The following is a 19,632-nucleotide window of genomic DNA, read 5'->3' as shown; positions in this document are numbered from 1 at the left end:
TGCAGCATCTTGTGGGAAATTTATACAAGGAAGAGGCTTTGACGTGTAGCTGGCCTACATGAAAAGCCGATAACGCAGTAGAAATGAACCACAAGAGCTGCCCGAAGGGTTCGAGCTAGGCGCCCCCACAAAAATCGTTTTATGCTTTGTTGAAGAATATTTGCTTAGAGTGACTAGGCTACATACTCTTCGCCGCGCCTAAAACGATTTTGACTAGGCGTCCCCATCCGAACAAAACTTAACCACGAAAGGTCAACAGCCCCTAGTTATTACACAGCAAAGAATGAACGAAGGTAATCAGTGGTAGAAAACAGCCAACAATTAAGTGACCGTTACGACGAACATGGTTACTTTGTTATCAGAAATTATTTCGATGAAGCTCAAATTGCATCGCTTAGAAAAGTCGTGCTGAAATTCCATGAATCATGGAAAGCAGACAACGAAGAATTCTATAAAGAAGAAGCATTTAACTCGTCTTTAATTACGGGAAGCGAATATTTGCTCGCCGACGATAGAAGCGTGCTTTTCGACTTCATCAGCTCGAAGCAAGTGATGAACGTGGTTGATGCGGTGATTCCGAACAAACCAGCATTCATGAATACACAGCTGTTCTTCAACCCGGTAAATCCGCAACAAAAAGACTTCTGGCATCGTGACTGTCAATACGACTACGACGTTGATGACCAAATGAAAGTCATCATGGAAACCCAGGTATTGCATCTGCGAGTGCCCCTTTTTGATGAGCCCGGTATGGAGCTTATCCCCGGCACGCACAAACGTTGGGATAACGAAGAAGAGTACAATGTTCGCCAAGAAGAAAACGGCAAAGTGAGCAGCGATGACATCTCTGGTGGTAAGCAGATACCATTAGCCGCCGGTGACTTATTGGTTTTTTCAGCGGATATGATCCACCGAGGCCGATATGGCTTGGATCGTTTGGCTTTGGATATTTTGATCTTTGATTCGGCGGCAGACTATGTCGACTACGTTGATGATGACTGTTTACCAACACCAGCCATGTTGAGCAATATTACCGATCCAAGATTGTTTATGAACACGCTGCATTTGAAATCGATGTTGTGCTCGTAAACGATGAAAGCAGTTACATCAAAAGTCACATGACTTGAAAATAATAACAAATATGTTCACATTTATTTCATAGCGCTCGCAATAAGATAGCTTCATATTCAATATTCGAGATAAGCAATATGAAAAAATTAATTACTAGCATGTCACTACTTACAGCACTTGTTTCGGGTGCTGCTTTAGCCGAAGTGAATGGTGAAGATTTTAACGAATTCCCTAAGCAAGATGCGGCTCACTGTTTTGGTTGGGCGGCAGGCTTAGATAAAGACCAAGATTACGCTAAGTTTATTGTCGAGCTATCGAAAGATCGCACAGTGAGTGTCAAAGAAGATCCTTATATAATGGAAGAGTTCGGCACTGCAATGGGTTATTCAGAAGCGATGTTAGAATTTGCTGGGAAAGAAGCTGCGGATGCTAAATATAAACTAGTCTGCGATCCAATCAAACAAAGCTATGGCTTTTGATCGCGGGGTTTCAACGCTACGTCAAAAACTTGATGCAAAGGCTCCACATGGAGCCTTTAAAGTGTACTGACTCAGTCAGGCATTCCGAATAGTAAAACTTATTTATGAGCCTTCGCGATTTTCATTCCATGTATCCAGAACAAATTTTAATTGAACCAGGCAACAACTCGTTCTTTCAAGCTCGCATTCTTTCTCCAAATCCAATACAAGCCTTCCTCTAGCTCTTCAACGCTCATACGACTTGGCTGATAAACCGGATGGCTACCATCGTACTTGGACCAATCTTTAGTAAGAAGTCGTCCTTCTCGCTCTAGCTGACTAAAAGACTCCGAACCGGGAAACGGAATCATGTAGTGCGGGATCACCTTATCAACCTTGATATCTTCGACGAACTTCTGCGTTTGTTTGAAGATAGAAGTGTCATGTTCATCAAAACCGAACAAAAAATCTCCCCATACTTCAATACCATGAGATCTTATCTCAGCGATGTACTCTTTCATTTTAGATGGTTTCACAAAGCCTTTTTTCTGAGCCTTTAAAGCCTCTTCAGATGGCGTTTCTATGCCTAATAATACAGCTTTGAACCCTGACTTCACCGCAGCACTAAGCAATTCGGTGTCACGAGCAATCAAGACTGTCGTTTCCCCATAGAAGCTCATGTTAAGCGGCTCAATGGCCTTAAATAGTGCCAAAGCATATTCACGGTCATGAGTGAGATTGTCGGAGTGTAACTCAACCCACTCAATACCTAATGTCTTGAGATCCGCTAACTCGCTGACGATATTTTCGATTGGCCTTTTCTGGAACTTATCAAAGAACCTTGGCACTAAACAGAAGTTACATTTAAATGGGCAACCTCTTGTCACAACTACTGACCATGTATAATTGTACGCTTCAGGATTGATGATATTTGTTGGGTATGGATTGAGCATACTGAGATCGACAGGCTCGGAGCTTTCATAAATAGGCTGTAGCGAACCAAACTCAGCGTCACGGAGTAACTGAACCCAGTAGTTCTCAACTTCTCCCATCGCCAAACAATCCGCATATACTGCCGCTTCTAAAGAGTTAAACTGAGTATGTAACCCCCCGAGTATGACTGTTTTGCCTTTTTTCTTATATTTAGAAGCTAGCTCATAAGCCCGATAAGCATCTGGAGTCGACATAAATATCACCACCAAATCAGCATCATTATAAAGGTCGGCTTTTGCACCTATGGTCTCATCAACCATATCTAACTTGTACCACTTTGGTGTCGCAGCAGCGGCGGCAAAGATGTTTTGTGGAGGTCCCCCCGTAGAGGCTTTGTATTTTGAGTAATCGCTGCCAGCAGACGCTTTAATTAAATAGATTTTCATAACGTATCCTAATTATTAAATTTTGCTTTGCTACAAAGAGCTAAAAAACTCAAAGACTCTATTGTCCATATAGAAATATACCCCTCCCATCACAAACCAACTGATGATGATTAAGGTAAACAAAACTGGATGTTCTTTTAGCTCAATACGTTCAACAAAGAAGGCTTCTTTTGCGCGAAGATTTTCCCATCCCCAAAACCAACAAAATAACCCCCAAATCAGAAGTAGATGAAACTTAAGAGCAAACAAGGCCATGGTCAGAGCCAGCAATGTTTTCCACTTAGACATTACTTCAGGCACGTTCATCTTTCTTAACTCCCAGTTATTAAACTAGGAATCATTGTAAATAGGTGTTGGTCAACTTTTGGTTAACTAATTTCAATTTAAACAATCGATTGCCAACAACATCGATGTTAAGCAATATTAGCGACCCAAGATTGTTTATGAACACGCTACACTTAAAATCAATGCAGTACTCATAATCCATAAAGGTGCCCTAACTATGACTGACACTAAGCAAAATACCCGAATTAGCCAGTTCCGTTTCGGTCAGCCAAAAGAATCTCTCAAGTTAGAACATGTCGCTTTAGGGGCGCTAGACAAAGATAAAGTTCGCGTACAAATTGAAGCGACTAACATCAACCCTAGTGATCTGTTGTCGATTTATGGTGTGGGCCAATACAAACATAGCCACCAGCCGCCGAGAGTACCGGGATTTGAAGCGGTAGGAAGAGTTGTAGAGTCCAGTCATACTGAGTTTGCGGTAAATCAGCGAGTGCTCGTAGCAACCAGTGGAACATGGCAGACCTATGTCGATGTATCACCTGATGACCTGTTCCAAATTCCTCAGCATCTAGAAAATGGCTACGCCTGTCAGTTGTACATTAATGCGCTAACTGCATGGGTGTTGACGACAGAAGTGGCTAAGCTGACCCAAGAAGATGTGTTGATCATCAACGCGGGCAGTTCAGCCATCGGTAAGATCTTCTCCCAGTTATCAGCATCACTCGGCTTCAAAATCATTGTCGTTACATCACAGCCGACACAATACCCAATCACTTCCAGTTGGGTGTTAGATGCAAACGACGATTTAGCTTCTCAAATTAAGGCTTTAGGCTTGCCGATGCCAACCGTTGCCTTTGATGCAATTGGCGGCTCACCCGGAACCGATCTTATTCACACCCTTGGCAACAACGGGCGCTTTATCAACTATGGGACGCTGTCTCTGGATTTTTACGAACCACGCTTCTTTGAGTACGCGAAAAGCCAACACATCGATTTCAGCACCTTCTTCTTACGTTATTGGGAGGAAGCGGAAGGTAAAGATGTTCGCCGTGATACGTTCACGACCATGCTAGATCACTTCATCACAAACGACATACAGCTCGACGTCGACCGCTACCTGCCATTCGATGAAGTGCAAACCGCGATTGATCTTATTGAATCGAAAACCACACGATTAGATGGCAAGATCATATTGCTTCCTTAGTACATCGTTGATCGCGATAACTTGCGCTCGTGTTAGGTAACCCTCCTAACACTGCGTTAAACGGGGGAGTTTAAAAAGACGTAATCACTTCAAATAAATAACGTTTGTATGTTTCGGTTTGCTCAACCCAGTTTCAAGTTTTTTCGACAGCGTTTCCGCACACATAGGTTTGGCTAAGAGATAACCTTGTCCGTAGTCACAGTCCGATTGCGCTAAGAAGCTTGACTGGACAGTTGTTTCAATTCCTTCAGCAACGACCTTAATACCTAGCTGGTGAGCCATTGAAACAACTGCCGCACATAAAGCTCGGTCATTCATATCGTACTCAAGATCATTGACAAAGCTTCGGTCAATTTTCAAACCATCAATATTGAACTCTCGTAAGAACCCTAGTGAAGAGTATCCGGTGCCAAAATCATCTAACCAAACTTTGATCCCCATACTCCTAAGGTCGTCCAACGTTTTCTTTGCGCTTACCTTATCAAACATTAGGGCCGTTTCGGTTACTTCTATATGTAACCTTGTAACTTCAACTTGATGTTTTTGTGTTTGATATTGGAATGTTCGGAGTGCCTTATCGCCATAGAGCTGCTTTGGAGACAGGTTTATCGCAACATAAAATTCGGGAGGAAGGTGATGTCTTAAATCCCACTCCTGAATATCTCTGCAGGCTTGCATTACTATCCAATCACCAAGTGTATGAATAATATCCGTAGCTTCAGCAATAGGAATGAACTCAATAGGAGAAATATTGCCTTTTGTAGGATGCTGCCAACGTATCAGGGCTTCAACTCCAACGACATGCCCTGCTTTCAGGTCAAACTTTGGTTGATATAAGAGCCTAAACTGAGAGAAGTCATCGATAGCGGCTCTAAGCTCCTTTTCTATGACTCCCCTTGCTAGTATCTTCTGCTCGATTTTTTGGTTGAAGAAACAGTACCTACCTTTGCCGTTTTCTTTGGCGCTGTACATTGCCATATCTGCACTTTTAACCAAGTCTTCAGAGGCGTCTCCCGAATCAGGAAATAATGCAACACCAACACTCGCACCAACCACTACCGATTCACCTACGGAATTGAGGTAAATAGGCTGTTTTAGTGAGTACACAATATCAGAGGCAAACTTAGATACTGTCTCCTTTGTCTTAACTCCTGATAAGCGGAGTAAGAACTCATCCCCTCCAACTCTTGCGATCATGCATTGAGACTCTTCCTTTGTGGTCATTTGCCCCATTTTTTTTAATGAGTTAGTTAACGTCTTAGCCACTTCACTTAACAGCTCATCTCCAGCTTGGTGCCCAAGGTTGTCATTGACTCGTTTAAACTCGTCCAAATCGATAAAAAAAACCGCAAACACCTCTTTTGACTGTTTGCATCGATGAATACACCGTTCAAGACATTTAATAAACTGAGAGCGATTCGGTAACTTAGTCAGTGGATCGTTATAAGCTAAAAACTCAACTTCCTCATTCCGCTGCTTGAGGCTTGAATCCATACTATCAAACGCCTGAGCAAGTTCTCCGAGTTCATCACTGCGCTGAATGTTGTTTGGTACTTGGAAAATCCCTTTACTGATGCGTTTCGAATGTTGTAGGAGTTGATTAATCGGACGAATCATCGTCTTAGCTAATAACATGGAAAAGAGTAAGCTGACCAGACACATGAACATCGTCAAGGTTATGCTCAACACCGCGCTATAGCTTCGACTTGACTCAGTAATATCCTTGATAATGGTGTTATTTTTCTCGATGTCGTCTTTCACAGCCTTTAAGGAGTAGCTCATCACTATGCCACCTAACCGAGTCTTATTCATCGTGATTGGCCGCGCAACAATCAGTGCTGATGAATTGATTTCTGTGTAAGCTTCTTGCTTATTCAAGACATTTTCTTGCACCCTTGGCATATCCAAGTTGGAGCCATAACCGAGTACTACATCTTCTCCTGTATGAACTATCAGACCATTAGCATCAAAAACCTTTATGAATATGACATCTTTATTTTCAAAGGCAGGCTCTAAAATAGAGTTAATATTATCGATATCATAAAAATACATCGGATCAAAAAGTGCATCTGAGAGGTACTCAACCGTTTGTTCTGCTTGACTCTGAGCTTGGGAAGTAAAGTTCTCTGCAATATTCGTTGCCGTTTCTTCTAGAATTTCATCACTATAGTATGAAGATATCAGCCACTGAGACAAGGAAAGGCAGCCCATAGTCAAAACGACCATAAGCATGTTTCCGAGAACCAATTTACCTTTTAACTTCATAAGCAATAACTTCTCTAGTTAACGGGAGATGTATTCATCAACCAGTCGTTTTTGCGCTTCCGCCCAAGAAATGCTTTCTACAATCTCTGGTGTGATAGCATCAAACTTTTTCGTCTTCTTATAGGCTTTCAAAGCCAGTTTACCTTCCTCACTTTCATGAGCCGCAAGCAATACTAAGAGCATGTTTTGCTTAAGTTCGGAGGAGAGATCAGGGCGTATTAGTACTAGTGAGCGGGGAATCGCTTGAGAAGTATGGATTACCTGTAACTGTTGTTTTACCTGCTCGGGAATTTCTTTCTCCCAATCGAGATTACTAAATGCAGCTGACGCAACAATATTACGATGAACCCAGCTCATCATGTTAGATTCTCCTCCAGACTTTGAATATTCATCGGAGAAAAAATAACCCACCTTGTCTTTCGGTGGATATTCTCTAGGGGAGCTTAGCTCATAGAGCTTATATCCTTGCCCAAGCAGTATCGCCGCAGGGACAAGAAATGCACTAGTAGAACCGACATCCTCAAAGACAACCGTTTTGCCTCGCAGATCACCTAGGGAGTCTACCCCGTTATCGCGTTTGGAAAAGAAGATTGAATGATATTCCGCCACACCGCTTTTCCATCGTCTTGCTAAAAGTTCAGCACCCGAATATTGCATTAATTCCTGTGCTGCAAACACCGTTTCAGAAACCAGATCTACCTGACCGCTTTTTATCCAACGAGCCATTTGACGAGAGTCGCGGGCGACAACAACTTGGCCTGTTTTGATACCATAGTTAGATAGGTTTTCAGCTAAGTAATCAGCAAAAGGCTGTGCACGTTTGAATGCTTTTTTGGGGTTAGAGCTAATAACCCCTATGATTATTGTTTCTTCACGCAAGGTGCTTTTCGTGTCTGCACTAGCGGATACCGTGAAAAGCGAACAAACAATTACTGCTAGCAGTATAACAAACTGTTTACAAATGGACTGACAACTAAACATGCACGCACCAAAATGTGATATTTATCCCAATATTAAAACTATAATATTCGAAAATCATAGAATCTGCCATCTTGTATTAGCGATTAGTGGTGTAAGTACACAATCGCGAATAAATTAATCTCATTACGTTAACAACAAGTTGTTATTGCGTCTTCTTACGTGAAAATTTAGAGCAAATAGTCTTTACTCTAAGATCATAAACGTGGTCACGAACCATCTAACAACAAATTCGAAAACATCTTTGATGGCTTAAACATTCCCACCAACATCTGTATTCTCCCTCGCACTGATCTATTTCCCTCTTATCGAAGTACAAGTTATTAATAATTCGATATAAATCGCTCTATTGTTTGAAATTGTTGTCTACAGTTTTATAGAGCTTGTCGCTTCGATAATTGCCACAAGTAATGACACCTTTTGATGGTAAGTCTTGGTTATAAGGAAAGGAAATGGAAAGCCTAATTGTCACACTCAAGCACGCCAGCAAAAGCTTTGTTGATGGCAAAGATACCCATCACGTGCTGGAAAATGTCGACTTCGCTTTGGCGACAGGGGCAAGCGTGGCTTTGACTGGGGCGAGTGGCAGTGGAAAGAGTACTCTGCTTAACATTATTGCGGGGTTTGAACCTCTATCCGGTGGAGAATTGTGGCTTGATGGCGAGAACACATCAAATTGGAAAGATCCACAATGGAGCCGATTTCGTCATCAAAAATTGGGCGTTATCTTTCAACAGTTCAACTTATTGACCCCACTCAACGTAAAACAAAACATCGCCTTCCCTCTTCATTTAAATCAACAGAAATGGGGCGACTGGTGCGATTATTTAGTTGATGCATTGGGCATCAGTGAGCTACTCGAAAGACACGTATCCGCACTCTCTGGCGGTCAGCAACAACGGGTGGCAATAGCGCGTGCGCTTGCCCATAAACCCAAACTATTGCTTGCCGACGAACCCACTGGCAACCTCGACCAAAAAGCAGGGTTAGAGGTTATGAAGCTGCTGAGTGAAACCACTACACAAGGTAACACTGCGGTGCTTTTGGTTACGCACAGCCCAGAATGCGCCAGCTTTATGCAGACAAAATTGGTGTTAGACGATGGTTGTTTAAGGAACGCAGATCTAACCCCAAGAGCAGCAACGTTGTGAGTCATTCAATGAAGCAAACTGGCTTCGCTCAGAACCAGCTCACACATACCAAACTGACTCTGAATCTATTCGCGGCACACTATCGTCAATCACCATTGCAAGCCGCAGCGATTCTGATCGGCATTGTGTTAGCGGTCACCTTGTTTGTCGCAGTGCAAGCCATCAACCTCAATGCCAAGCGCAGTTATGCAGAATCTACCGAACAACTTAGCGCCCAAGCGCAGAACCTTATCATTCCACCAGCAGGGCAAAACTATTTGTCGGAATCGCTCTACTTCAGCTTAAGACAAAGCGGATTAAGCGCAGCACTGCCTGTTATAGAAGGGCGAGTAAGAGACGAGCAAGGCCGACGCTGGTCAGTTCAAGGCAGTGAGCTAATCGCCGCCCTCACTTCAAGAGCTCGCCACGCTCGCATCGACGAACAAAGCAACACTCAAACCAAAGAACCAAACATTTCCCTGTTCGACAATGCCTTACCTTTGCCGCAACTCTTAGCGGGTGAACCCATTGTGATGATGAGCCAGTCGCAACACCATAACTTGGGAGGAGTAGACACACTCACTTTGGATGAAGTGCTCACCAAAGTCGTGGTATTGCCAGATGAATGGCAGCTCGGTAGCCGAATGTTGATGGATATTGGGTTCGCTCAGCAACTGCTTAACAAGCAAGGGCAACTGAGCTACATCGCTATTTTTGACACTAAGAGCGACACGAACAGCAATACTCAGGATAAATGGCAAAGCCTTATTGGCGAGCAAGGGCAATGGATATCCAACAACCAAAGCACGGATCTCGGTTCAATTACCGATAGCTTTCACCTTAACCTCACCGCCATGAGTTTGTTGGCGTTTTTAGTTGGCCTGTTCATCGCTTACAACGGTGTGAAGTACAGTTTGCTGAAACGTAATCGGCTGTTGGTACAAATTCAACAAGCTGGGATTGCGCCAAGCATCGTATTTTCAGCTCTGTTAGTCGAGCTGACTGTTTTAGTCACACTGGGCGCGTCGCTTGGTTTCATTCTCGGCATTCAACTCAGTCATTGGCTACATCCCACCGTCGCGATAACGCTTGAGCAACTGTATGGTGCAACACTGCTTCCCGGCAAATGGCAGTGGCAATGGTTAGTGCAGGCACTGCTGCTCACGCTGGCCGCAACGCTTGTCGCGTGTTGGCAGCACTTTAAACAGCGGGTGCGACAACCCCTCTCTTCCCATGGTGGTTTCTATCAAGCGCCGGAAGCGTCTAACGAAAATCAGCTGTTTGTTATAGGGTCAATATTAACCATTGTCGCGTTAGCAGGGTTATGGCTGAGCGAACATCACCGCTTCACCATGGTATGGCTCGGTGTGTTAGTGGTGTCGATTCCATTGTATTTGCCCAAAACGCTCAGCGTGCTAGCGAACTGGAGCGAAAAACGCACCCAATCGGGGTTAATACAATATCTGTTCGCTGAGCTGCGTGAACTTATCTCCCCGCTCTCCCTTGCCATGATGGCGTTGCTTCTCGCTGTCACCGCCAATGTGGGAATGAATACCTTAGTCGGCAGCTTTGAATCCACGTTAAAGCAATGGCTTGAACAGCGCTTACATGCCGATATTTACGTTAGCCCTGCCCAAGGTGAAATCGCGAATGTGGAACGTGCGTTAGAGCAGTTTGAAAATGTTGAAAACGTTTATAAGCAATATTATGTCGACGATAACTTGCAGGGCTTACCTACTTTGCTCGGCACCAAAGACAAAGACACACTTGAGCAAACCATGGTATTTCAATCCCACCTTGATGATTTCTGGACGCGCTTTTACCAAGGTGAATTCGTGGCGATCAGTGAACCCACTGCGGTGAAGCTCGGCTTGTCCCTTGGAAACCAACTCAAGCTCGACGCTATCCAAGACAAAACACTCATCGTCGGGGCGATTTTCCACGATTACGGCTCACCGAATGGCGAAGTGTTACTTGCACCTAATTTATGGCTCGAAAGCGGGTTTACTGACTTACCCTCCAGCTTGGGAATCAAAGTTTCTGGCGACCCACAAGTGGTGTACGAACAGCTACGCCAACAACTCAATCTGCACCCAAGTCAGCTTTACGATCAAGCGCAGATCAAATCGATCGCTTTAGATATCTTCTCACAAACCTTTGCTATCACTCGGGCGCTTAATGGCGTCACTTTAATGGTGGCGGTGATAGGGTTGTTCTGCGCCTGTTTCATGTTGCTCGATGCACGCAAAGCCGCCATTGCAAGGTTGTATGCACTCGGTGTTAGTCAGCGAAAATTGATGGCGATGGTGGTCGGGCAAATCGTTGTTCTGGTCACCTTCACTCTGGTTATCACTTTACCACTCGGCGCCATGGTCGGTTATGTGTTAACGGACATCGTCACCCTGCGCGCCTTTGGTTGGAGCTTAAATTACGTATGGAATTGGAGTGACGCACTCAGCATCGCAGCCATCACCATTCTTGTGGCTGTGTTTGCGACCTTGATTCCACTGTGGCGTTTGGTCAGTAAACCCGTGGTATCCAGTTTGCAAAGTGAGGTGTTGTGATGAATCGATCAATGAGAGTTTTCGTTCTCACACTTGGCATCTTGCTCCTTTTAGGGTGTGAGGAGTCCACTCAACCATCAGCTCAAAATATGGGTTCGATACTCGGTACTGAAACACAAACCGAGAATGAAACGGCAATCGATCAAGCGCAATTTTCTCCGGTAGTAAAAGGTATCGAGATCACCTTCCCTGCCGACCATCAAGCACACCCTAATTTTCGTCATGAATGGTGGTACTTAACCGCAAACTTAATTGATGAAGACGGCAATGCGTTAGGCGTGCAGTGGACACAATTCCGCTTCGCGGCTGCACCACTGGAAAGTGGCAATAGCACTAAGGAAACTACGTGGCAAAGTCAGCAAATCTACATGGCACACAGCGCAGTCACCACTAAAGATAAGCACTACGCCGATGAAAAGTGGTCACGTGACCAAGCTGAACTGGCGGGTGTCAGCACTTCCCCATTTCGTGTCTATCTTGATGACTGGCAATGGAACTCTTCAAGCGATGATCTATTCCCCGCAACCTTGGATGCTAATTCAGATCAGTTTGGCTACTCGCTTAAGTTAACCAGCAACGCGCCTTATCAAAAGCAAGGCGTACAAGGCTACAGCACTAAAAGTAGCGATGGCAAAGTGGCTTCCTACTACTACAGCCAACCATTCATTAATGTATCGGGCGAGGTAACTATTGATGGAGTAACCCATCTGGTTTCTGGCAAAGGTTGGATAGACAGAGAATGGAGCTCTCAGTTTTTACTCGACTCGCAACAAGGTTGGGATTGGTTTGCGCTAACGCTGAGTGATGAAACCAGTTTGGTGGTATTTCAACTTCGAAACTCAACAACAGGCAAAGCCAGTTATTCCCATGCAAGGCTGATGAAACAAAATGGCTCTGGCATCGCGATTAAGCAGCAAGACATCCGCTTAACCGCTATCAAGCAAACAGAAATCGACGGACGCGATTATCCAACAGAATGGCAAGTTTCGATTCCAACTCAACAAATCGAACTGACCGTCTCGGCACTCAATCCAGAAGCAAAAATGCCACTGTCTGTACCCTATTGGGAAGGGCCAATCGTTATTGAAGGAACACACTCTGGTACGGGCTATATGGAGTTGACTGGGTACTAAGCATACCGGCACGAGCACCATTACGATCCAAAGCTTTTGCTATACCGAAAATTTTACTACCGTGGATATAACTTTGTAGATCTCGACTTAATTCATTGTTTTGTCGAGGGAAAACGTGAAACCCATCGCAATACAACCCCTATTTCAAATACAACGATGTTTAAAGAGTAATACCCTAAGAACCTTCGCTAAGGCAAAGTCATATATTTCGAGAATATTGTTATTGTGCTAATGGACACTTACTTTTCTTACAAGACAAATAACGATAAAAAGGAGTTCGCAACAAATGAAAGCATCACTTAAATTTATCACTCTTTTGATCTTAGTTATTTCAATTCTAGGATGTGAAGATAAAAACGACGTCTATGCTGACCCTCCTAGCCATCTATTAGAGCAACTAGAAGCATACTTCCCACTGTCTATTAAGTATGTAAGAAAAAATGAACAAATAGCACTAACCCAAGGTATCCCTTTACTACCTCAATACGTTGAAATTGCACATAAGATTGGCATCAAATATCCTGAAAAAATCCGCGTACATTATGCCGATTCAATTCCTTTGCCTGAAAATGAATCGTTGCTATTTCAAATGCAACGTTTGGGGCTTGACTCTCCTTACTTTACGGGTTCAACATTTGGTTATGGCATTTGGATCGCTAACAAAGCAAAAGGTGACAAATTACTACTTTCTCATGAATTGATTCATGTAAAACAAGTCGAAGATTTGGGGCTTGAAGCATTTACTAAAAAGTATTTATTGCAACTAGCCATCTTTGGTTACGTTGAAGCACCGATAGAAATCGAAGCTTATGAAAATGCAGGTAAATACTTATAGCCTTATTCATTATTAAACTACTTGTCAATCGATTCAACGCACTCCAATAGCACTTTGTAATGATTAGTTTTTTTGGTTAGAGTACTCGCATATTTTTTTGCGTATATAACGTTTACGTATATAGCTTCGTCGTATAGTTTCCACAAATTGACAAGGCATTAGGTGTTCGAGAGAATTATGAGTGACTACCAACTGACTGTGATTAGCCAAGTTTGGGTTTTATTAGCCTTCTACCCCATGGTTTCTTATCTCTACTACTTAAATTCCAGGTCGATTGCTCAATCTGCTCACGGCCTATTATCCTTAGTTGGATTTTTTTATGCTGTTGTTGCATGCGAATTTACTCAGTTTGACCCCCTGTATTATTGGTATTGGCCTATTGGTCTGTTTTTTGTCCTATCTTTGCTTTCAACAATCTACTCATTTAAAGCCTTTAAAGGGAAGAAATTAGTGCATCTCATTCATGTGGTTACCATCCTCTCGAATGTACTGACCAGTTTTGTTTCGTTAATGGCGGTAGCCCATGATTGGATATAAGCGCCAAACAAATATTTAAGATTTCGAAGGTCTTGCCACGCGACTGCTTGCCAACCCACTCGTGATATGAAAAAGCCATCACGAGGATGGCAATTTACGATTAGAGATTATGGAGGCATACCTTCATAACGCTCGTCTAAACGCTATTTAGTCAAATCGGCTTTGATCTGATCAACTTGATTCGCCAAAGAAGTATCTTGGAAATATTCACTGTGTGTTTTTCCTAAGTACAACTTCTTATATGCTACTCGTTGATCCAACTTGTCTTTAACAATAGTGCCTTGTGCCAACTTATTGTTTAACTCAAGCGCAATTACGGAGCTGTCTGAGACTATACTTCCTTTCGTATCGTAGTAACGAACTTGGCTGATATTCGCATCAAATGGGTCACAGTAAGCCGCTCCCAAATCACCATTTTCAATAATGCTGCTGTATTGTGCTTCGCTGATAGGCGTCTCTTTGTTTAGTACGAACTGGCTCCCTCGTACACACCAATTAATTCTTGTTCCAACACCTGGGAAGTATGCCGAGATCAAGTTAACTGCATAGTATGTATCTGGGGCTGACTGGTTTAATTTTGCATATCTATCAATCACCTTACCGCCAACAACTTGGAACTCAACTTTGCCATTGTCATAAGACTCAAAGAAATAGCTATTTCTAAACATCTTGCTGAAATTGACGTTATCAACAAAGCGCCCACTGTCGGATGTGAAGCTTTTCAGTTGCTGCTTGTGTTGAATACTACCTGTTGTAATGTTCGTCACTAAACCAACCACTGTGTTTTTCGCAGCGTCACTTTGCCAAGCCGTATAGTTACTTATATTTTGTTGAGGTGTGCTTGTCTTAGCATCGGCATCTACACTGTACTTGTAACTAAGCTCGGTAATGTCCTGGCCTACTTTATTGACCTTGGCATATGACTTGTAACGACGCGCTTCGCAATCTTGAAAATTTGCATCATAGTAGAAATAACTGATCCAATCTTTAGCTTCGATAGCTTCGGTGGTGTGAGCAGAGTAATCGACAATTCCGTTTGCGCCATAAACACCATAGAAACCTTTGAGATCTTTTTGCTGCTTAGATGATAGCTCTTCATTAAATTCATCGTCCCAACCAATACTGTAAATATTAAACAGGTTTAGAGACTTGATACACTCTTTGATATCAGTACTACCTATAGCATTAGCTGTATACATGACGGGACTACTATAAGAGTTTTTTGCAACGTCATCTTTTGGATCTGCAACACTTCCTGATGCCGGGGTTATGGACATTTGAGGAACTACGGTTTTAGTCTTTTTAGGTGGTGGCGCAGCGCTATCGCTACCACCACCGCATGCAGAAAGTGTTACAGCTAATACTGATATCGTTGGGATAATAAATTTCAAATGTTTCCTCGGCATTTTGAGCAAGTGATTATATAAATGATCACTCAAATACGATCAAAAAACTAAATGCTTATATAACCAAATTCAAACCATTGACGAAACAGACGTGTACGTCCGCTATCAACACCGAATTTAATCTTTTAATAACAAAAACTTAAATATAAAAAGGGAAACATCAATTATTAATACATCGGATGAAAGAAACCAATCACAACAAACGGTTCTTATACTGTTCTGGCGTCTGGTTCGCGTAACGTTTGAACATTGTGATAAATGGGCTGGCTTGGTTATAGCCCAATGTAAGAGCCACCTCTTTGACCGATTGGCCGTTTCTTAACAAGTCCATCGAGTACAGATAGCGGACACGTAATCGCCACTCTGTAAAGCTCATTCCAAGCTCCGTCTGGCAGTGGCGAGAAAGGGTTCTTTCCGTGGTGTGGACACGTTCAGCCCAATCTTTCAGTGTCACTTCATCGGTTGGGTTTTCTTCAACAGAAGCCAATATAGGCGCGAGGTACTTATTGTCGGTCGAAGGCAAGAAGTGGTGTTCAACCTCACGCTGCGCAAGTTGGTCAAGCAGTACCTGAACGAGCCTTTGGTCTTGCTCTGTTTCCGCAACATTTATCCCACGATCGCGAAAATCATCGATGATAGAAGACACAATCGGCGTGATCTTTATAAGGCTGGTTTTATCTGGCAGGTGTTGCGTGAGTTCTGGGGCGATATTTAGCGAGCAGTAGTCCAAAGGCTTACGGTTATAACTGCAGTGCATCACCCCGGCCGGTACCCAAATCGCTAGATGTGGTGGCGCTAGAAATCGAGTGCTTTCCGCTTCCATCTCTAATATACCGCCACTGATCAATTGAACCTGTCCCCATGAGTGGCTATGAACTCGGGTTTCAGTGTTCGAAAGAAACGCTTCAAAATTCATAAATACGTTGGATGGTGCCTTATCAATTGATAAGGATGGATGAAGGTTTCTGGAGTGTTTTTTCAAACTTGTCTTCCTATCGCGCCTGATGTCTTTATAAAGATACTTGTAAGTATAACGACCTGTCAAACTAGCCGCATCAACTCATTCGCCACGGAATTCACATGCATTATCTCTTACCATTTTTTACAGTCTGTATCTGGGGCGCCAATGCAATCGTCAACAAGCTTGCTGCAAGCACCATAGAACCTAGCGCGATGAGTTTTTACCGTTGGTTTTTTGCGATGTTAATTCTCACGCCTTTCTGTATTCGCCCAGTAATGAAACAGTGGGCTGTCATTAAACCAAACCTATCAAAATTAGCGTTCCTCGGCTTTTTGGGCATGGTGTTGAACCAATCTCTAGGTTATTACGCGGGCTTAACCACAACCGCTTCTAACATGGCACTGATCACTTCTTTGGTTCCATTGATCAGTGTGTTTTTAAGCGTCCCTCTGTTGCACAAGTCGATTTCTAGTTTGAGTATTGTTGGCGGTGTGTTGTCACTGTCAGGCTTAGCTCTGATGTTAGGTAAAGGCGACCCGTTATTCTTCATGCATCAAGAATTGACTCAAGGCGATGGCTATATGTTAATTGCGGCCTTTGTTTATGCTTCTTACTGTGTGTTATTGAAACGCTGGAAAATGCCAATCAGTAGCTGGGTGGTGATTTACATTCAGGGTCTGTTTGCTGTCGCGATGCTTACGCCACTTTGGCTTACCAGCGAACAGCTTTTACCACCGCAACAAGCGATCCCATTGATAGCTTACGCCGCGGTGGCCGCTTCAATTTTAGCGCCTTGGATGTGGGTGAAGGCGATTGACACGATTGGTGCTGACTCAAGCGCGATGTTTATGAATTTGATGCCAGTTATCGCGATTGTATTAGCTTCCACCTGGCTGGGCGAAAAGATTAACCAGTTCCACATCATTGGTGGTGTGATGGTGATTTCCGGTGTCATCCTTGCTCAAATCAAAAGAAAACCAAGGCTTGAGGCTCCCTTACCTCAGCAGAACTAACCCCGCTTAACCTGCGACAATGCCCCATTCCATTTTCCACTCAGTACCTGCCTCGTTAGCAGGTACTGTTGTTTATTGTCGATTTCTCGATTCATGCTCTCTGATTTTATTTTTCGTTCATGAAGCTTTTAAGTACGCTTAATAATGGTGTTTACTATTGCAATATCTCAGCAGCTCCCGTTTAATGCACTAAGTACGGTTTAATTATTCAAAGCGTTAGAATAACTCTCCAGAAAGCAGGTAACTGTTGCTCTAATCGCTCTCCTATGGTCACACGGCTCATGTAACCCAGGTCACTATGAGCCATTTAGAAACGTTATAGCAACGAAAGAACCGTCTAGTTACTTTGGTTTATACAAAAGTGAATACTTTAAAATTGATACCAATTTAGTTTTAACACCTTAACTCCCCGACAAATACAGATTATTACTGCAAAATGCATTAAAAGAATTTTCTAGCAATAATAAGAAAGGAAATATCTACGCGAAGGTTCTATACTTTCCGAACAGAAAGTGAGCTGATAAGAAAACAAATCTAACTATCGTTTTGGGATTAATTAAGATACCATCACTTTAACTAAACCAGATAAGCGACGGTTAGTTGGCTAACTCAAAAAGGTACCGACATGAGTACCACACGGCTTAGAAACACCTAGCATTCCGCTAGGTGTTTTTTTTTCAATCGATCCTTCCGCCAACTTGCTCGATAGAGTACTCCTCTGTTGGAGCGTCACGTCCACCTCCTTTAAACATCAATAGTCATCAACTCGCCATCTGTTTTAAAAAATAGTCTTGTTCGTGAGATTATCCGCTTTAATTTATGTCATCTTAAGTATATTGTTATTAGCAAGTAACGAGCATGTTATTCAGAACAATAATAATGAAGGAAGATAGATGAGCAGTCACAATAGCCGACAAGATGGTAAACGAGACGTTACTCTGCGTTTTTTAGCTGAACCCGGGGATGTGAACTTTGGTGGTAAAGTTCATGGTGGTGCCGTAATGAAATGGGTCGATTTAGCGGCTTACGCTTGTTCTGCTGGATGGAGTGGTAAGTACTGTATTACCGCTTACGCTGGTGGTATTCGATTCGTTGCTCCAATCCATGTGGGTAACCTTGTTGAAGTAAGTGCGAAGGTCATTTATACAGGTTCATCTTCTATGCACATCGCTATCGATGTTCAAGCCAGCGACCCAAAAGAACTCAACAACCGCCTAACGACTCACTGTATCGTTATTATGGTCGCTGTTGATGAAAATGGTAACCCGACTAAAGTGCCAGAATGGGTACCAGAAACATCAGAAGACATCGAATTAAGAGATTCGGCTATTCGTCTAATGAACATGCGAAAACAGATCGGTGAAGAGATGGAAGCACACGTAAAGTATCTTAAATAGGCGCCACTAGCAGATCTACCCTACAAAACCTTATTACGATGCCAGGCAGTACTTACTTGGCATTTTCAATTCCCTCTCTATACCCAAGTAAATCCGTTACACACCTAATGCTGACTATAAAGCGTGATACCCAGTCAAAAGTTAAAATGATCCGATACTTGTTCACGGATTTATTTTGACTGTAATAAAGTCGTCATTTTGCTCTGTTTAAATACCGCCAATCATAATGGATGTATTTAAATTTCTTGGAGCCACTTTTGAGCACGACATTTCCCACCCTTTGCGAATCTACACTGACGAACTTGAAGGCAGTTGAGTATCAATGGGTTAGAAGTTTGTACGTCGAAGGCTACGACACGAATGAAATTAACCACTATATCCAAGCTTGTTTTGGCGGTGATCAGACGTTTGCGGATCTGTTTCGTCGCGTAGCTCTTTATCAAGACAGCATCTATGTTTTACTTCAGCATTTAGGTTGCGCACCTTCTAGCAAAGAGTTTTAGTCTCACATCACCTCTTCCTTTTCTTCTTCCATTTTGGAAAAATTTACCACCAAATCAATAACTACCGCGAATGGCAACCACAAAACGTTAACACGAGTCTGCCTTTGTAAGCACTTTCTGTGTAATCGACCGATCCGTTGCATCCAAATTATTGAAGTATCACGCATGGAAATATTACTCATATATCAATAGAGCTACGGCCCCCTATACTGAGTGTCTGATTTGTGAGACTCGTTGATGTCTTCAATTAGAGAGATGAAACCGGAAAAATCCAGAAAAAGGTGCTTCAGTATTTAATGACTGAAAGAAACCAAAAAGACTGAGATAGAGATAGAGATAGAGATAGAGATAGAGATAGAGATAGAGATAAAAGTAGCAGGCATAAAAAAACCCAAGTAAGTACCTGGGTTAGAGTTACAAAAACCACTAATCATTAATAGCGTAAGGAACCTGATTAGTAGCCAGCTATGCGTAACCTGAGGGTTATTTTTATTACTGATCGGCGGCCAAACC

Annotated in this window: 17 protein-coding genes; 11 read left to right on the top strand and 6 right to left on the bottom strand. The window is 42.9% G+C overall.

From position 1 onward, the window contains the following. The first annotated feature begins 300 nt into the window (after positions 1-300). A complete protein-coding gene (locus AB4180_RS03715) occupies positions 301-1,089 on the top strand; it encodes a phytanoyl-CoA dioxygenase family protein (protein ID WP_009845792.1) in 789 nt (262 codons plus the stop codon). Positions 1,090-1,208: 119 nt separating this feature from the next. After that, positions 1,209-1,550 carry a hypothetical protein gene (locus tag AB4180_RS03710; protein ID WP_017081414.1) on the top strand — a complete coding sequence of 114 codons (342 nt, stop codon included), beginning with the start codon at positions 1,209-1,211 and terminating at the stop codon, positions 1,548-1,550. 146 nt (positions 1,551-1,696) lie between these two features. On the opposite strand, the gene AB4180_RS03705 is transcribed toward AB4180_RS03710, so the two are convergent. Next, entirely contained in the window at positions 1,697-2,908 is a 1,212-nt protein-coding gene (locus AB4180_RS03705) for a radical SAM protein (RefSeq protein ID WP_009845794.1), read from the bottom strand. A gap of 30 nt (positions 2,909-2,938) precedes the next feature. After that, on the bottom strand, positions 2,939-3,214 hold the full coding sequence (locus AB4180_RS03700; RefSeq protein WP_009845795.1) for a hypothetical protein: 276 nt from the start codon (positions 3,212-3,214) through the stop codon (positions 2,939-2,941). Positions 3,215-3,410: 196 nt separating this feature from the next. Between AB4180_RS03700 and AB4180_RS03695 the strand changes: the two genes are divergently transcribed. After that, positions 3,411-4,397: a zinc-dependent alcohol dehydrogenase family protein gene (locus tag AB4180_RS03695; RefSeq protein WP_009845796.1), complete on the top strand. Its 987-nt coding sequence runs from the start codon at positions 3,411-3,413 to the stop codon at positions 4,395-4,397. Positions 4,398-4,481: 84 nt separating this feature from the next. Here the strand turns inward: AB4180_RS03695 and AB4180_RS03690 are convergent, their stop codons facing one another. Both AB4180_RS03690 and AB4180_RS03685 read right to left on the bottom strand, forming a co-directional pair. Continuing rightward, the gene (locus AB4180_RS03690; RefSeq protein WP_009845797.1) at positions 4,482-6,662 is read right to left on the bottom strand and encodes a bifunctional diguanylate cyclase/phosphodiesterase; all 2,181 of its coding nucleotides are present in this window, start codon (positions 6,660-6,662) and stop codon (positions 4,482-4,484) included. 18 nt (positions 6,663-6,680) lie between these two features. After that, positions 6,681-7,541, bottom strand: a complete 861-nt coding sequence (locus AB4180_RS03685) for a phosphate/phosphite/phosphonate ABC transporter substrate-binding protein (RefSeq protein ID WP_232281795.1) — start codon at positions 7,539-7,541, stop codon at positions 6,681-6,683. Positions 7,542-8,092: 551 nt separating this feature from the next. On the opposite strand from AB4180_RS03685, the gene AB4180_RS03680 reads away from it, so the two are divergent. From AB4180_RS03680 to AB4180_RS03660, 5 genes are all read left to right on the top strand, one after another. Continuing rightward, complete coding sequence (locus AB4180_RS03680) at positions 8,093-8,791, top strand: ABC transporter ATP-binding protein (protein ID WP_102249414.1); 699 nt, start codon at positions 8,093-8,095, stop codon at positions 8,789-8,791. A gap of 8 nt (positions 8,792-8,799) precedes the next feature. Then, the gene (locus AB4180_RS03675) at positions 8,800-11,334 is read left to right on the top strand and encodes an FtsX-like permease family protein (RefSeq protein ID WP_102249415.1); all 2,535 of its coding nucleotides are present in this window, start codon (positions 8,800-8,802) and stop codon (positions 11,332-11,334) included. Then, positions 11,334-12,467 carry a lipocalin-like domain-containing protein gene (locus AB4180_RS03670; protein WP_102249416.1) on the top strand — a complete coding sequence of 378 codons (1,134 nt, stop codon included), beginning with the start codon at positions 11,334-11,336 and terminating at the stop codon, positions 12,465-12,467. The genes AB4180_RS03675 and AB4180_RS03670 overlap by 1 nt, the downstream gene beginning before the upstream one ends. Before the next feature lie 286 nt (positions 12,468-12,753). After that, complete coding sequence (locus AB4180_RS03665) at positions 12,754-13,302, top strand: hypothetical protein (RefSeq protein WP_102249417.1); 549 nt, start codon at positions 12,754-12,756, stop codon at positions 13,300-13,302. Positions 13,303-13,479: 177 nt separating this feature from the next. Further along, on the top strand, positions 13,480-13,839 hold the full coding sequence (locus tag AB4180_RS03660) for a hypothetical protein (protein ID WP_017096226.1): 360 nt from the start codon (positions 13,480-13,482) through the stop codon (positions 13,837-13,839). Between the two features lie 143 nt (positions 13,840-13,982). On the opposite strand, the gene AB4180_RS03655 is transcribed toward AB4180_RS03660, so the two are convergent. Both AB4180_RS03655 and AB4180_RS03650 read right to left on the bottom strand, forming a co-directional pair. Next, positions 13,983-15,230, bottom strand: a complete 1,248-nt coding sequence (locus AB4180_RS03655; RefSeq protein WP_102249418.1) for a hypothetical protein — start codon at positions 15,228-15,230, stop codon at positions 13,983-13,985. A 208-nt stretch (positions 15,231-15,438) separates the two neighbouring features. Further along, on the bottom strand, positions 15,439-16,227 hold the full coding sequence (locus AB4180_RS03650) for a helix-turn-helix domain-containing protein (RefSeq protein ID WP_012600208.1): 789 nt from the start codon (positions 16,225-16,227) through the stop codon (positions 15,439-15,441). A gap of 98 nt (positions 16,228-16,325) precedes the next feature. On the opposite strand from AB4180_RS03650, the gene AB4180_RS03645 reads away from it, so the two are divergent. From AB4180_RS03645 to AB4180_RS03635, 3 genes are all read left to right on the top strand, one after another. Further along, a complete protein-coding gene (locus tag AB4180_RS03645; protein WP_012600207.1) occupies positions 16,326-17,219 on the top strand; it encodes a DMT family transporter in 894 nt (297 codons plus the stop codon). 893 nt (positions 17,220-18,112) lie between these two features. Further along, positions 18,113-18,616 (top strand): acyl-CoA thioesterase, encoded by a 504-nt coding sequence (locus tag AB4180_RS03640; RefSeq protein WP_012600206.1) that lies wholly within the window; start codon positions 18,113-18,115, stop codon positions 18,614-18,616. 230 nt (positions 18,617-18,846) lie between these two features. After that, complete coding sequence (locus AB4180_RS03635; RefSeq protein WP_012600205.1) at positions 18,847-19,119, top strand: hypothetical protein; 273 nt, start codon at positions 18,847-18,849, stop codon at positions 19,117-19,119. The last annotated feature ends 513 nt before the right edge of the window (positions 19,120-19,632 follow it).

Origin of the sequence: Vibrio sp. 10N.286.49.C3, assembly GCF_041469545.1 — a bacterium.
Lineage (GTDB): Bacteria > Pseudomonadota > Gammaproteobacteria > Enterobacterales > Vibrionaceae > Vibrio > Vibrio tasmaniensis_A.
Note: the sequence above shows the minus strand (reverse complement) of the source record. Positions and strands in the feature narration are given on the sequence as shown.

Excerpts from the sequence above, each read along its gene's own strand:
- AB4180_RS03710 (WP_017081414.1), top strand. The coding sequence starts at position 1,209 with ATGAAAAAATTAATTACTAGCATGTCACTACTTACAGCACTTGTTTCG.
- AB4180_RS03640 (WP_012600206.1), top strand. The coding sequence starts at position 18,113 with ATGAGCAGTCACAATAGCCGACAAGATGGTAAACGAGACGTTACTCTG.
- AB4180_RS03665 (WP_102249417.1), top strand. The coding sequence starts at position 12,754 with ATGAAAGCATCACTTAAATTTATCACTCTTTTGATCTTAGTTATTTCA.
- AB4180_RS03675 (WP_102249415.1), top strand. The coding sequence starts at position 8,800 with ATGAAGCAAACTGGCTTCGCTCAGAACCAGCTCACACATACCAAACTG.
- AB4180_RS03705 (WP_009845794.1), bottom strand. The coding sequence starts at position 2,908 with ATGAAAATCTATTTAATTAAAGCGTCTGCTGGCAGCGATTACTCAAAA.
- AB4180_RS03645 (WP_012600207.1), top strand. The coding sequence starts at position 16,326 with ATGCATTATCTCTTACCATTTTTTACAGTCTGTATCTGGGGCGCCAAT.
- AB4180_RS03695 (WP_009845796.1), top strand. The coding sequence starts at position 3,411 with ATGACTGACACTAAGCAAAATACCCGAATTAGCCAGTTCCGTTTCGGT.
- AB4180_RS03700 (WP_009845795.1), bottom strand. The coding sequence starts at position 3,214 with ATGAACGTGCCTGAAGTAATGTCTAAGTGGAAAACATTGCTGGCTCTG.
- AB4180_RS03680 (WP_102249414.1), top strand. The coding sequence starts at position 8,093 with ATGGAAAGCCTAATTGTCACACTCAAGCACGCCAGCAAAAGCTTTGTT.
- AB4180_RS03670 (WP_102249416.1), top strand. The coding sequence starts at position 11,334 with ATGAATCGATCAATGAGAGTTTTCGTTCTCACACTTGGCATCTTGCTC.
- AB4180_RS03690 (WP_009845797.1), bottom strand. The coding sequence starts at position 6,662 with ATGAAGTTAAAAGGTAAATTGGTTCTCGGAAACATGCTTATGGTCGTT.
- AB4180_RS03660 (WP_017096226.1), top strand. The coding sequence starts at position 13,480 with ATGAGTGACTACCAACTGACTGTGATTAGCCAAGTTTGGGTTTTATTA.
- AB4180_RS03635 (WP_012600205.1), top strand. The coding sequence starts at position 18,847 with ATGTATTTAAATTTCTTGGAGCCACTTTTGAGCACGACATTTCCCACC.